At 40.6% G+C, this 12,839-nt stretch carries 13 protein-coding genes; 3 read left to right on the top strand and 10 right to left on the bottom strand.

Annotation, left to right across the window (positions count from 1 at the left end; all coding sequences use genetic code 11):
- Nucleotides 1-30 precede the first annotated feature (30 nt).
- From AC0JIQ_RS00575 to AC0JIQ_RS00555, 5 genes are all read right to left on the bottom strand, one after another.
- A complete protein-coding gene (locus AC0JIQ_RS00575) occupies nt 31-726 on the bottom strand; it encodes a glutathione S-transferase family protein (RefSeq protein ID WP_474202321.1) in 696 nt (231 codons plus the stop codon).
- Between the two features lie 2 nt (nt 727-728).
- Nucleotides 729-2,576: a protein-disulfide reductase DsbD gene (dsbD, locus tag AC0JIQ_RS00570; RefSeq protein WP_474202320.1), complete on the bottom strand. Its 1,848-nt coding sequence runs from the start codon at nt 2,574-2,576 to the stop codon at nt 729-731.
- A gap of 78 nt (nt 2,577-2,654) precedes the next feature.
- The gene (locus AC0JIQ_RS00565; protein ID WP_046739831.1) at nt 2,655-3,422 is read right to left on the bottom strand and encodes a transporter; all 768 of its coding nucleotides are present in this window, start codon (nt 3,420-3,422) and stop codon (nt 2,655-2,657) included.
- 31 nt (nt 3,423-3,453) lie between these two features.
- Entirely contained in the window at nt 3,454-3,999 is a 546-nt protein-coding gene (locus tag AC0JIQ_RS00560) for an ankyrin repeat domain-containing protein (RefSeq protein ID WP_046739832.1), read from the bottom strand.
- A 129-nt stretch (nt 4,000-4,128) separates the two neighbouring features.
- The gene (locus tag AC0JIQ_RS00555) at nt 4,129-4,503 is read right to left on the bottom strand and encodes an HPF/RaiA family ribosome-associated protein (protein ID WP_004659842.1); all 375 of its coding nucleotides are present in this window, start codon (nt 4,501-4,503) and stop codon (nt 4,129-4,131) included.
- Between the two features lie 370 nt (nt 4,504-4,873).
- Between AC0JIQ_RS00555 and AC0JIQ_RS00550 the strand changes: the two genes are divergently transcribed.
- From AC0JIQ_RS00550 to AC0JIQ_RS00540, 3 genes are all read left to right on the top strand, one after another.
- The gene (locus tag AC0JIQ_RS00550) at nt 4,874-5,611 is read left to right on the top strand and encodes an outer membrane protein OmpK (RefSeq protein ID WP_474202319.1); all 738 of its coding nucleotides are present in this window, start codon (nt 4,874-4,876) and stop codon (nt 5,609-5,611) included.
- Between the two features lie 93 nt (nt 5,612-5,704).
- Nucleotides 5,705-6,250, top strand: a complete 546-nt coding sequence (locus AC0JIQ_RS00545) for an N-acetyltransferase family protein (protein WP_474202318.1) — start codon at nt 5,705-5,707, stop codon at nt 6,248-6,250.
- Nucleotides 6,251-6,321: 71 nt separating this feature from the next.
- Nucleotides 6,322-7,062: a hypothetical protein gene (locus AC0JIQ_RS00540; RefSeq protein WP_474202317.1), complete on the top strand. Its 741-nt coding sequence runs from the start codon at nt 6,322-6,324 to the stop codon at nt 7,060-7,062.
- A gap of 26 nt (nt 7,063-7,088) precedes the next feature.
- Here the strand turns inward: AC0JIQ_RS00540 and urtE are convergent, their stop codons facing one another.
- The 5 genes from urtE to urtA all read right to left on the bottom strand — a co-directional run bounded on the left by urtE (nt 7,089) and on the right by urtA (nt 12,694).
- The gene (gene urtE / locus AC0JIQ_RS00535; RefSeq protein ID WP_474202316.1) at nt 7,089-7,787 is read right to left on the bottom strand and encodes an urea ABC transporter ATP-binding subunit UrtE; all 699 of its coding nucleotides are present in this window, start codon (nt 7,785-7,787) and stop codon (nt 7,089-7,091) included.
- A 9-nt stretch (nt 7,788-7,796) separates the two neighbouring features.
- Nucleotides 7,797-8,624 carry an urea ABC transporter ATP-binding protein UrtD gene (urtD, locus tag AC0JIQ_RS00530; RefSeq protein WP_249570419.1) on the bottom strand — a complete coding sequence of 276 codons (828 nt, stop codon included), beginning with the start codon at nt 8,622-8,624 and terminating at the stop codon, nt 7,797-7,799.
- On the bottom strand, nt 8,625-9,695 hold the full coding sequence (gene urtC / locus AC0JIQ_RS00525) for an urea ABC transporter permease subunit UrtC (RefSeq protein WP_474202315.1): 1,071 nt from the start codon (nt 9,693-9,695) through the stop codon (nt 8,625-8,627).
- 4 nt (nt 9,696-9,699) lie between these two features.
- The gene (urtB, locus tag AC0JIQ_RS00520; RefSeq protein ID WP_474202314.1) at nt 9,700-11,322 is read right to left on the bottom strand and encodes an urea ABC transporter permease subunit UrtB; all 1,623 of its coding nucleotides are present in this window, start codon (nt 11,320-11,322) and stop codon (nt 9,700-9,702) included.
- Between the two features lie 91 nt (nt 11,323-11,413).
- Nucleotides 11,414-12,694: an urea ABC transporter substrate-binding protein gene (gene urtA / locus AC0JIQ_RS00515; protein ID WP_474202313.1), complete on the bottom strand. Its 1,281-nt coding sequence runs from the start codon at nt 12,692-12,694 to the stop codon at nt 11,414-11,416.
- Between the last annotated feature and the right edge of the window lie 145 nt (nt 12,695-12,839).

Below are 12,839 nucleotides of genomic sequence, written 5' to 3'. Positions count from 1 at the left end.
CCAAAGATGCCTTTATTTTTGATCTGTTATTTAGTCTTTTAAATATTCTTCACGATGATTACGATAAGGCTCATCAAAGGGTACAAACATCTGTTCTTGTTTGGCTTCTGCAATCCACTCTTGAACTGATGCTAAAGACAATATCTTGTGCATATAACTTTGGCTAGAAGCAGAGATGGGTAATTTATAACATTCAAACCGCATAGCCACAGGCGCATAAAATGCATCGGCTAGACTAAACTCACCACATAAAAACTGCTCTTCACTTGGTCTCTCTGACCAAATTTGATCAATTCGGGCCACGTCATTCCTTAGTTGCTCGTGGTCAGCCCAAAGCTGTTTTCCAATATGGGACAAATCAGCCTCAACATTCATTGGACACAAATTACGTAAGCTTTGAAAACTACTGTGCATTTCTGCACTAATACATCGTGCTCTGGCTCGTTGCTTTCTATCTTGAGGTAGCACATTCTTCTCAGGATTTTGTTCAGCAATATATTCACAAATCGCTAGACTATCCCAAATAATCAAATCATCGTGCATGAGTGTTGGGACTTTGCCCGTTGAATTCAATTTTAAAATCTCAGTTTTAAATTGGCTGTCAGGTTCAAAACTATCAAATTGAATTACATGCTCCTGAAATGGAATGCCAAGTTGTTTTAATAAAATCCACGGTCGCATCGACCAAGTTGAATAATTTTTATTGCCAATAAACAGTTGATACATGATTATAATTTCCCTTTCAGCAAGGTGAGTTGTTGTAATAATTCTGATTTTTGAAAAGCACCAGTTAAACGCAGTGAACGTACTTCTTGTTGTTTTTGATCTAAAAATAAATAGGTTGGGGGTCCTAAAATGTCCCATTGATTTAATAAAGCCTGATGCGACGCATCATAATGACTTAAATCAAGTTTAATCAAATAATAGTGAGATAATGCCTGTTGAACTTCTGCATCTTTTAATACACGATGCTCAATCGGCTGACAAGCCACACACCAGTCTGCATACACATCAATCACTATAGCTTGATCTTTTGGTGCATTGGCTAGAATCCGCTCAAACTCAACAGCGGTTGTTGCGACATGCCACTCTGCTAATTTATCTGCCTGAACTGCGCTTAAATTTTGAATATGTTGATATTGGTTAAAAGCTAAAAACGGAACTGAGATCATCAGCAACAATGCATATAACCACTGTAATTGCCCTTTTTTCACAAATAGACGATATATCGCGAAACCAATAAATGCCATGCCCAATACAAGACTAAGTATTTGAATCGCTAATTCAGGTAACAACGGACGGATAAAATAAATACTTAAAGCCAACATCAAAAAGGCAAAAATAACCTTAATTTGATGCATCCATTCCCCTGCTTTCGGTAGTGCCTTTGCACCTAGAACACTAGCAAGCAGTAATGGAATACCCATACCAAATCCCAAGGTGAATAATAGTAGAGCACCTTGCCACTGATTTTGCGTTTGTGAAATAAAGAGCAATGTACCCGCTAGAGGTGCCGTCATACACGGACCGACTAACAATGCGGAGATCATGCCCATGATACTCGCACCAAGCAAAGTCCCACCTTGTTGTACTGACTGCATTTGGTCAAGGCGATTCACCCATTTCTGTGGCAGTTTCAATTCAAATAAACCAAACAGATTTAAAGCGAATACAACGAACAATAGACTAAATGCAACTAATGTCGCAGGTTGCTGTAACCATCGTTGGAAATTTAGCCCTGCCACAGAGGCAATTAAACCCAATACGGCATAGACCATTGCCATACTAAATACAAAAGTAAGTGCAATCGTCCACGCTTTAACGCCTTTATGTTCACGAACAATCAATGAGGTCAAAATCGGCAACATTGGTAAAGAACACGGCGTAAATGCCAATAAAATTCCTAAACCTAGAAATAATAACAAGCTATAAGCAAGAGAGTGCTGTGCCAATGTGCTTGACCACTGTTGGTCTTGCGCCATATTGACTGAATTATTCAGCTTTACATCATTAGACTTTTCAGTTGTAAGTTCATCCGTCTCTACGGTCTGAGCATTTAAGCTATTCGCAGAACGAGCAACATCTAAAAAACGTTTTTGTGAATTAGAACTGACATTTTCAACACTGACCAACCCATCAGCATCGGTTTGAAATTCAATATTTTGAGGTGGATAGCAAATACGGTCTTTGGCACAACCCTGCCATGTAACACGATAATGTTGAGATGCTTGAGTGCTAATCTCAAACTCTGCTTGCTGATAATAAACTTGGCTATGACCATAGTTTTCATCGTACTGTTCAACTGCTTTGGGTAATTTCAACGTAACAGGTTGATTGCCTTGTTGAACCTCAAATTTGTGTTGATAGAGATAATAATTGGGCTGAATGGTCCAGTGTAACCGCGCTTGATTGGTTTTGGTCGATTCAACTGAAAATGCAAATGCCTGTTCAGGAGTCAGTAACGGTGCTGATAGATTGTCTTGAGCGTAAACCAAAGACGTACATAACAACAATAAAGTAGCCAAAAAGTAGCGTATTAATTGGCTAAGGTACCCACCCTGAACAGACATTTTCATGTTCATCTCACTGTAACTCTCCCGATAACTTAAGGCCTTATTTTGAAGAAGTATTTCAAAAGTTAGCGGAGATTTTGACTAGAATAAAACAGATAAACCTAAACCACCGTTATAGCTTTTTTGATCGCCATTCAAATCCACACCTATACTGGCATCAAGTTGAGCTCGATCATTTAAGCTATAGACTAAACCTGTTCCTAAACCATATTCATAGTCTTGGCTTTCTGCTTTCCGATAAACAAACTCTGAAAAACCAGATAATTTACCCGCAATTTTATAATCAATGGTTGGAATTGCAGTCACAGCCCAATCACTGTTTTGTGCTTCATAACGCATGGTAATTGATGTACCCACCAAATCGCTGAACTTATACGCAACTGCTGAAGTAAGGCTATAAATATCATCGTGATTCGTGAATTCATCATTGCCAGTCGCAATAATCGCTTCTGCTAACAATGCCATTGTTAAACGATCATCTTTTAAATTAATCGCCTTTTTCAAACCAATACTGACATCACCTAAACCATTGGTTTCTTTCTTAGTGCCAGCATGTTTATATTGCTGCCAAACAGGACCTTGCCAACCCAGTTGCAGTTCTAGACCATCAGCTAAACCTGTGCGTAAAAGCATATCACCGTTCAATGTAAGCGTTTTATCTTTTACGCCATCGACTGTCCCTTCTTGATAGCTTACGCTCGGTAGTCCTTGTTCCCACGCCAAGTGACCTACAGGTGTAATACCCGTACCTATACCTGAGCCTGGGCGGTCAAAAGAAAATTCTGCTGCAAATGTTGCAGTTGTCATGATTGATGCAGCAACCAAGCCTAATACTTGAAACTTTTTCATTGTTCTCCCCTTTATATCTTGTTGGCTAGACTTATGCCGTTAGCTCTTTTGACATTTTTGCGCCATGTTTGCGTAATAATTCGAGTGTCTCACGCTCTTCGACCAAAGATTCTGACCAGTCAATTTCATCAAAATCACAATCAAAAAACAGTTGGCTAATTGAAGACAAAATCGTTAGACCCTCTTCATCTCTTGTGTTTGGATCGACTTTTTCATCAAGTAAGCGTTGAACCACTGGTACGCATGCTGAACTTGCAGCATCCCAGAGCGGGCCATAAAACTCTTCCGCATCCCATAAATGAAGATTGGCTTTCGCTTGAATTAATGCTTCTAAAATGTCTTGATAAACTTGTAATTGTTGTTGTTTATCTGCTTCAGTCAATGGCTGACCCGCTTCATAAGCTTCACAGACATTCTCCCACCAGACAAATAAGCCATCACATAAAATAGAGACCGGGAAACCATGTTCTGGATCAATAAAGTTCGGGTCGAGTCCTTCAGCAAGTAAAGATTGCACTTGGTCTAAATCGAGTTGTTGTATGGCTTGCACCAAGGCCTGCTGCTGATTGCTTAACATGACCAATTCTCACAATATATTTAATGTTTCTATTATGCCGAATATCCCGACAGGTTTTTATAAAATCACGTATAAATTTGATATACACAAAAAAAAAGCCCAAAACTGGACTTTTTTTCGCGTTTATCTTTACGCTTCATCATCAACTTTTACATCGTCATCGACGTCAACATATTCTGGTAAACCACCACGATGATGTTCTTTTTTCTCATATAAATGTTCCAAACTACGTTTTAGCTTATCAATCGCACCATGAATAGATGCATCAATATTTGCAGCTTTATGAGTCACGGCAAGTGGCTTCATACCCGCTGGACGAGCTTCGATCATACAACGTTTGTCATGATCGCCCGTTTTCTCCCCATTCTCATCACTAATATGAACCGAAAAATGTGTAATACGCTCGCTATAGCGTTGAAATTCTTGCGTAAGTTCTGCACGGACATAACTAATTAAACGTTCGCTACCTTGAATGTTTTTATCTGTACGGATTTCAATATTCATAAATATCTTCCTCTCTTTTCTGTGAGACGGTTCTACGAAACTTTTTTATTTAGCACGCTTTGAGCATGCATTCATTCAGTGCAGTTGTATATTTTGATTATGTAAATGCTTGTGGTCTCCTTGCTTCACATCTGTTGCTTTTCAGTAGTTAAGAAGATCTTCTATAACTCCAATATCTGACTTTCATAACAAATATGCAAGCTGATTTTTGACATTTTTATTAAAACTTGATCAAAAAGATTTTTAAATTCATTGGCTTTTTTCTTTTGGTCGGCTCTATACAGTTCTTTTGAGCATTTGGTCAAATTTGGCTTTATTTTTGCTTAATTCCTTGTATGCTTGACACGCCATTTTTGGGGGGATTTTTTAAATGCAATTGAAGCAACTTGCAGCGACTTGTTTATTGGTATCTACAGCAGCTTTCGTTCAGGCAAAGCCTATTTGGCAAGATTTTAGCCTCACTGGTTTATACGGTGAAAACTATGAAGTTGTCGATGAAAAACAAACGACTTTAACTGTCGAATACGCTGCAAAAGTACAATATGCCGACGTATTCTTCTTTATGGATCGTATGCGTGGTGGTGACGACAACAAAAGTACCTATTTCGAACTTTCTCCTCGTTTGAGCTTAGGCGAAATTTCTGGTCAAAAACTTGCTTTCGGCCCAGTCAAAGATGTGTTGATCTCAACAACATGGGAAAGCAATAGTGCCAATGGCAATAACTTTGACAACTTCTTGTACGGCGTAGGCTTTGATTTAGCAATTCCATATTTCCAATATGCGAATGTAAACTTCTACCGTGCCAATAATGAAAAAACCGCTGATGACTATCAAATGACGATTGCCTATGCATTGCCATTTAAAGTATCAACTGAAGATTTCTTGGTCGATGGTTTCCTTGACTGGTCAAGTGCTGCACACGACGGTAAGGAGCGTCACGCAAGTGAACTCAACTGGACGACTCAATATAAGTGGAATGTTGGTAAACATATTTCACCTGAAACACGCTTATATTTAGGTATTGAGCACTCTGTTTGGAATAACAAGTTTGGTATCCAAGGCAGCGACGAAAACAATGTCAGTGCGTTAGTGAAATATCATTTCTAAACAGTCCATCTATTGAAAAACAGCAAGCTTAGTCTTGCTGTTTTTTTTGCAATCACGCATATTCAGAATATGTGAACTTTCATTAATTCATCCATGCCATTCAAACTTAAGCTTGCAGCACGTCCTTTGCATTCACCTTATCAAATTCGTTTTGCCACGATGAATGATTTGGAACAAATTCTTACGATTTATAATCATGAAATCCTGACGGGTACAGCCAACTGGAACGATCAAGCTGTTGCTTTAGAACAATACCAACAACGTTTTCAAGACATGCAACAGCAGCAATTGCCAATGATTGTGGTTGAAGACCAACGTCATAATAAAGTTGCTGGCTATGCCTACTATGCTGCATTTCGTAGTATCAGCGGCTATCGTCAGAGTATCGAACATTCTGTTTTTGTTGATCCAAGCTACGCACGTCAAGGTCTAGGCAAAGCCTTGATGCAACAACTGATCCATCTCGCGATACAACAAAACATGCATATCATGGTAGCTGCGATTGATAGTGAAAATATGGGTTCAATTGTGTTACATGAACAGCTTGGTTTTGTACAAACAGGTTATATGCCACAAGTCGGACAAAAATTTGGACAATGGCGTGACTTGGTTTGGATGCAGCTACAACTTTCAAGCTAACAATTTGCTCACAGCATCTATTTTCACTTCTTGTTTAAAATGAGTACCAAGCAGTTTTAGAAATATTGAAAATGATGAGAACAACGCAACTTTGCCTAATGGTTATAACAGCAATTGGCTCAGCTTCAACTTTTGCTGAAGATTCATTTGAACAAGAGTTACAACAAGGCTGTGCCAAAGTGAAACAATATGCGCAAGCAGGCAAAAAGTTTTACGATCAAAAGCAATATGCCAAAGCAGTAAAACAATTTGAAGATCAAGCTGCATGGGCTCAGTTCTGCCAAATGAATGCTCAGGAAAGTGGCATTCAGGTGACTGACCGAGACATTGAAATTGCCAATAATAATGTGGGATTAAGTTATGCAAAATTAGGTAAACCCCAATGGGCAAGAGTTTGGTTTTTAAGAGATAAAGACTCTAAAACTAGCCAATACAACCTGAAACAGCTAGCAAAGCCCCAAATATCTAAAGACCTACAAGGCACTTATGTTCGAGCCAATGGTTTTGGGCAATGGGATTACATTAAGGTCAGTAAAAAGCAAAATAAATATCAGATCGCTTTTGATGGTTATTACTTTGGGATTCGAGGTCTGATTTATGGTCCAAATATGGGGCAGTTTGAAACTACCATGCCGACCACGGCAAAACAGGCAAACTATCGCTATGAAGACTGTCAGATCAAACTTCAATTTGCTAATGACCCGAATCTAGGTCAAAAAATTGAGGTGAAACAGAAGGATAGTGAATCTTCTTGTGGCTTTGGACACAATGTTTATGCTGGTGGGACGTTCTATAAAGTGGAGAGTAAATAAGTAAAAAGCCTCTTACGAGGCTTTTATTAAATCGCCACCAACTCCCTTATTCCCTTTTCAGGCATTTCCGCACCTTGCCCCTGTGCGATCACCTGACCACGCGCCATCACGGTATAGTTATCTGCAAGCTCTTCAGCAAAATCATAAAACTGCTCAACTAAAACGATCGCCATTTCCCCTTGATCTGCTAATTTACGAATTACGCGACCAATATCTTTAATGATTGACGGCTGAATCCCCTCAGTTGGCTCATCCAAAATCAAGACACTAGGCTCAGAAGCCAACGCTCTAGCAATTGCAAGCTGCTGCTGCTGACCACCCGATAAATCTCCACCACGGCGATGTTTCATTTCATCAAGTATAGGAAAAATTTCGTAGAGATGACTCGGTACTGTCCGTGTTTTTGCACCTGAAAATTTCGCCATACCAATTAAGATATTTTCCTCTACTGTCAAAGTTGAAAAAATATCTCGTCCTTGCGGTACATATGCCAAGCCAGCACGCACCCGTTGCTCAGGCGACATCTTGGCTATGTCTTTGCCGTCTAACAAAATTTGTCCTGATTTAATCGGTAAAATTCCCATCAAGCATTTCAGCAACGTGGTTTTACCTACGCCATTACGTCCTAAAACGACGCTGCATTCACCTATAGGCGCTTGAAAAGATACGTCACGCAGAATATGACTGCCACCATAAAACTGGTTAATTTCTTTCACTTCTAACATGGCTGTCTCCTAGCGTCCTAAATACTTTTCAATCACATCTTCATTGGCTTGTACCTCTGCTAATGTGCCTTCTGCCAAGATTGCGCCCTGTGCTAATACCGTAACTTTTTCGCTTATGGTATCAATAAAGCTCATGTCATGTTCTACGACCACAAGCGTATGATTTTTTTTCAATTCCAAACACAGTTCAGCCGTCCGTTCTGTTTCTGCATCGGTCATTCCTGCCACAGGTTCATCCAATAAAATCAGCTTCGGACGTTGCATCAATAACATGCCGATTTCTAACCACTGCTTTTGACCATGCGATAATAATCCTGCGGGCTTTTTTACAAATTCCTTTAAACGGATTTGCTCCAAACTTTCATCCAATGCCAATTGTGCTTCTGGGTCTAAACGAGAAAATAAGCTCTTCTTGACTCGCTTATCTCGTGGTGCAGCGAGCAGTAAATTTTCCATGACTGTGAAATTTTCAAATACCGTTGGTTTTTGGAATTTGCGCCCAATCCCTGCTTCCGCAATTTCCTCGGTACTCATTTTGGCAAGATCATAGTTTTGTCCAAAAAAAGCAGTGCCCGTGGTTGGACGAGTCTTCCCTGTAATCACATCCATTAGTGTGGTTTTCCCCGCACCATTTGGTCCAATGATGCAGCGTAATTCACCTTCAGCGATATACAGTGATAAATCATTGAGGGCGCGAAACGAATCAAACCAGACACTGACTTTTTCCAAATACAAGGCAATGCCATGACTAAAGTCTGCGCCCTCAGTTTTGGCGCGTCCATAACCCTCGCCGAGTTGACCGCCATGTTGAGCTGAGTCTAGGAATAAATCACTCATTTAATTGCTCTCCTTTTTAAAACGGTCAAATAATCCAATCACACCTTTTGGCAAGAAAATCGTCACCACGATAAATAAAGCACCTAAGATCAATAACCATGCTTCTGGTGCTGCTACTGTAAAATAAGTCTTCACAGCATTGATTAAACCTGCACCAAGAATCGGTCCAATCAATGTGCCACGACCACCTGCGGCAACCCACACTGCCATTTCAATCGAGTTGACTGGATTCATTTCACTTGGGTTAATAATGCCAACCTGTGGCACATACAACGCCCCTGCGATACCTGCAATCACTGCCGATAGCACCCATGCTGAAAGCTTGTACCACAGTGTGCGATAGCCCAAATATTGCAAGCGGTTTTCACTGTCACGAATCGCGCCAAGCACTCGACCATAAGGACGATTCATCAGTTGACGTAAGCCGATAAAACACAGCATTAACACCAAAGCAGTGACAAAACATAAAGTGGCACGCATCGGCGCAGAGGTGATATCAAAACCGAGTAAGGTTTTAAACCCCGTGAAGCCATTGTTTCCACCAAAACCTGTCTCATTGCGGAAGAATAATAAGGCTGCGGCAAAAGTCATGGCTTGGGTAATAATTGAGAAATACACACCCTTGATTTTTGAGCGGAAAGCAAAAAAACCAAAAATAAACGCAACTAAGGCAGGCACAGATAAAACCAAGATCATCGCCCAAGCAAAATGCTCAGTGCCAACCCAATACCAAGGGAGTTCTGTCCAACTGAGGAAACGCATGAAATCAGGTAAGCCATCACCTGCGGATTCGCGCATCAAGTACATGCCAAAGGCATAACCACCCAAGGCGAAATACAAACCATGCCCCAAGCTTAAAATCCCTGCATAGCCCCACACTAAATCCAGTGCCAACGCGACCAAAGCCAAGCACATGATTTTGCCAATTAACGTGATCCAATACGCAGACAGATAAAATGCCGAATCAGGGGATAACAGATGTAACCAAGGTAAGCTCAATAACACGGTAAAACAAATGGCAATCGCAATTGCGCTATACGGTTTATCTGCAAATAAAGAAGTGATTTTCATTGGCTTACTCCACGAAACGACCTTTGATGGCAAACAAACCTTGTGGACGCTTTTGGATAAACAAAATCACAAGAACCAAGAGAATAATTTTTGCTAAAACCGCACCTAAACCAATCTCTAAAACTGTACCGCTAATCCCTAAGCCTAAGGCTGCAAGTACCGCACCCCATACTTGACCGACACCACCAACTACAACAACAAGGAAAGCATCGATGATGTAGTTTTGTCCGAGGTCAGGCCCGACATTGCCGACTTGTGCTAGCGCACAACCTGCCAATCCAGCTAAGCCTGAACCTAAACCAAATGCCAGCATATCGATACGTGCAGATCGAATTCCCACGGCACGCGCCATTTGACGATTTTGTGTCACAGCACGGACAAATAATCCAAAACGGGTTTTATTTAATAAGAAAACTAGAAGCAGTAAGACCGCCACAGTAAAACCAATAATCGCAATACGGTTATATGGCAACATCAGGCTTGGTGTCAGGGCAATACCACCACTAAGCCATGCGACATTCGACACTTCAACGTTCTGTGCACCAAAGATCATCCGAACCGATTGCATCAAGATTAAGCTGACACCAAAGGTGGCTAATAATGTTTCCAGTTGGCGACCATACAGGGGGCGAATCACCGTGCGTTCAATCAACATGCCAATCAGCGCACTCACCAGAAATGCAGCAGGAATCGCAGCCAATAAATACCAATCGACTAAGCCTGCAAAGTGCGTTTTAAAAAAACTTTGAATCACGTAAGTGGTATAAGCACCGATCATGATGAGTTCACCATGTGCCATATTGATGACACCAAGCAAACCATATGTGATCGCAAGACCAAGCGCCGCTAAAAGTAAAATACTAGCGGTACTGAGACCCGAAAATACATGCCCTGACCATTCACTGATTTGAATACGCGTTTTAATTTTATTTTGTGCTTCAAGCAAAGCCGCTTTTAATGCAGGATTACTTTGTGGCTGTTCTAAGCTTTGGTTGATCAATGCGAATACATCGGGACGGTTCGAATCTGCCAAAACTTTTACCGCTTCGATTTTAGTAAATTCATCTTGGCTATTAAAATCTAAACGAGCTTTCAACTGTGCTAAACGTGCTTTAACCGCTTCACTTTTTTCATTGAGATAGAGTTGCTTAACTGTGGCAACATCGAGCTCATCTAAATTATTTTCTAAAATGTCCACCGCAGCCAAACGTTGTGAAGCATCGTCTGAATTGAGTTTAGCTTTGGCTTGTCCAAAGTTCAGTGCCTTACGTAAAGTATTGACTAGCGTCACTTGAGATAAATCTGAGGGCCAAGTTTCGATGAGTTGTTGTTGTGGGTAACTCAACAATTTTTCATCGTTTTTTAAAATGTAAGTATGACCTGAACTATCGGTATATAACTCATTTTGATCAATATACGCGACCAATTGATCCAGTTGCTCAATACTCGCTGGCCATTGATTCAACATGGCACGACGAGCGGTAAAGTCGGATTTAACAAAAGTTTGGATGGCATCCTGAGAAGTTGTAGACGTCACTGTTGTTGGTGAGGTAACTTCTGCCCATGCAGGATTAAAAATGATCTGTGCCATGATGCAGAGCAGTGCCAAAACATAGTGTTTCGCCATAAGACTCCCCTTATATTTTCTATTTAAACCAATCAATCAGAAATAAAACCAAGAAAAACCCGCTGCCTAAGCAGCAGGTTGCATGAGAAAATTATTTAGGAATATATGGGCTCCAAGGCTCAGCTTTGATGGTCTGTGGTGTTTTATAAACCACATCAAATTGACCATCACCACGAATTTGTCCGATCATCACAGGTTTATGTAAATGGTGATTGGTTTCATCCATTTTGAGGGTATAACCCGATGGTGCTGCAAAAGTTTGACCCGCCATCGCATCACGAACTTTATCAACGTCCGTTGTACCTGCTTTTTCAACCGCTTGTTTCCACATATTGATACCCACATAGGTCGCTTCCATCGGATCGTTGGTCACAACTTTGTCGGCATTTGGAAGCTTGTACTCCACTGCGTACTGTTTGAATTTATTCACAAATTCGGTATTTTTCGGATTTTTAACTGACATGAAATAGTTCCATGAAGCTAAATGACCCACCAATGGTTTGGTATCAATTCCACGTAATTCTTCTTCCCCAACTGAGAAAGCCATCACTGGAATATCAGAGGCTTTAATACCCTGGTTACCCAATTCACGGTAGAACGGCACGTTTGAATCACCGTTGATGGTGGAGATCACCGCAGTCTTTTTACCCGCAGAGAATTTTTTAATATTGGAAACGATGGTTTGATAGTTGCTATGACCAAATGGTGTGTATTCTTCCATAATGTCTGCATCAGCAACGCCTTTAGATTTCAGGAATGCACGCAGAATTTTATTGGTGGTACGTGGATAGACATAATCCGTGCCGAGCAACACAAAACGTTGTGCCTTGCCGCCCTCATCGCCCATTAAATATTCCACCGCAGGAATCGCTTGCTGGTTCGGTGCCGCACCTGTATAGAAAATATTTTTAGACTGTTCCTGACCCTCATACTGCACTGGATAGAACAACAGACCATTCAGCTCTTCCACCACAGGAAGCACCGATTTACGTGATACTGACGTCCAGCAACCGAAAATAACAGCAACTTTGTCCTGAGTAATTAACTGACGTGCTTTTTCAGCAAATAGCGGCCAATCTGATGCTGGGTCAACAATGACAGGTTCGAGTTTTTTACCCATCACCCCGCCATTGGCATTGATTTCATTAATTGTCATCAATGCAGTATCTTTCAGAGATGTCTCAGAAATTGCCATCGTGCCTGAGAGTGAATGTAAAATCCCTACCTTAATCGTATCGCCACTTGCTGCAGGTGCCGCTTTAGTTTCAGTTTTTGTTTGTTCTGTTTTTTCTGCTGGTTTTGAACAACCGACCAGTCCTACCCCCATCATCGCTGCCATAAGTACAGACATCGACATCAATTTATTTTGCATCTTTGTTCTCCACAGGTTGATATTGTGATTTTTACTGAGTGGAGTTATTCAATTTCTATGCCAATAATTTAAGTTATTGTTTTATTTTAATATTTATCAGATCAAATAAATAAGAATTCAATCTTGTATACAACATTGCATACAA

This window comes from Acinetobacter sp. FB (genome assembly GCF_056033405.1).
The sequence above is the reverse complement of the archived record's forward strand: the minus strand, read 5'-3'. Positions and strand labels throughout refer to the sequence as shown.

Bases quoted from the DNA above. Each gene is read 5' to 3' on its own strand.
- urtE (WP_474202316.1), bottom strand. From the start codon at position 7,787: ATGTTAGAAGTGAAAGAAATTAACCAGTTTTATGGTGGCAGTCATATT.
- AC0JIQ_RS00545 (WP_474202318.1), top strand. From the start codon at position 5,705: ATGCCATTCAAACTTAAGCTTGCAGCACGTCCTTTGCATTCACCTTAT.
- urtC (WP_474202315.1), bottom strand. From the start codon at position 9,695: ATGAAAATCACTTCTTTATTTGCAGATAAACCGTATAGCGCAATTGCG.
- AC0JIQ_RS00555 (WP_004659842.1), bottom strand. From the start codon at position 4,503: ATGAATATTGAAATCCGTACAGATAAAAACATTCAAGGTAGCGAACGT.
- AC0JIQ_RS00560 (WP_046739832.1), bottom strand. From the start codon at position 3,999: ATGTTAAGCAATCAGCAGCAGGCCTTGGTGCAAGCCATACAACAACTC.
- AC0JIQ_RS00575 (WP_474202321.1), bottom strand. From the start codon at position 726: ATGTATCAACTGTTTATTGGCAATAAAAATTATTCAACTTGGTCGATG.
- AC0JIQ_RS00540 (WP_474202317.1), top strand. From the start codon at position 6,322: ATGATGAGAACAACGCAACTTTGCCTAATGGTTATAACAGCAATTGGC.
- dsbD (WP_474202320.1), bottom strand. From the start codon at position 2,576: ATGAAAATGTCTGTTCAGGGTGGGTACCTTAGCCAATTAATACGCTAC.
- urtB (WP_474202314.1), bottom strand. From the start codon at position 11,322: ATGGCGAAACACTATGTTTTGGCACTGCTCTGCATCATGGCACAGATC.
- AC0JIQ_RS00550 (WP_474202319.1), top strand. From the start codon at position 4,874: ATGCAATTGAAGCAACTTGCAGCGACTTGTTTATTGGTATCTACAGCA.
- urtA (WP_474202313.1), bottom strand. From the start codon at position 12,694: ATGCAAAATAAATTGATGTCGATGTCTGTACTTATGGCAGCGATGATG.
- urtD (WP_249570419.1), bottom strand. From the start codon at position 8,624: ATGAGTGATTTATTCCTAGACTCAGCTCAACATGGCGGTCAACTCGGC.
- AC0JIQ_RS00565 (WP_046739831.1), bottom strand. From the start codon at position 3,422: ATGAAAAAGTTTCAAGTATTAGGCTTGGTTGCTGCATCAATCATGACA.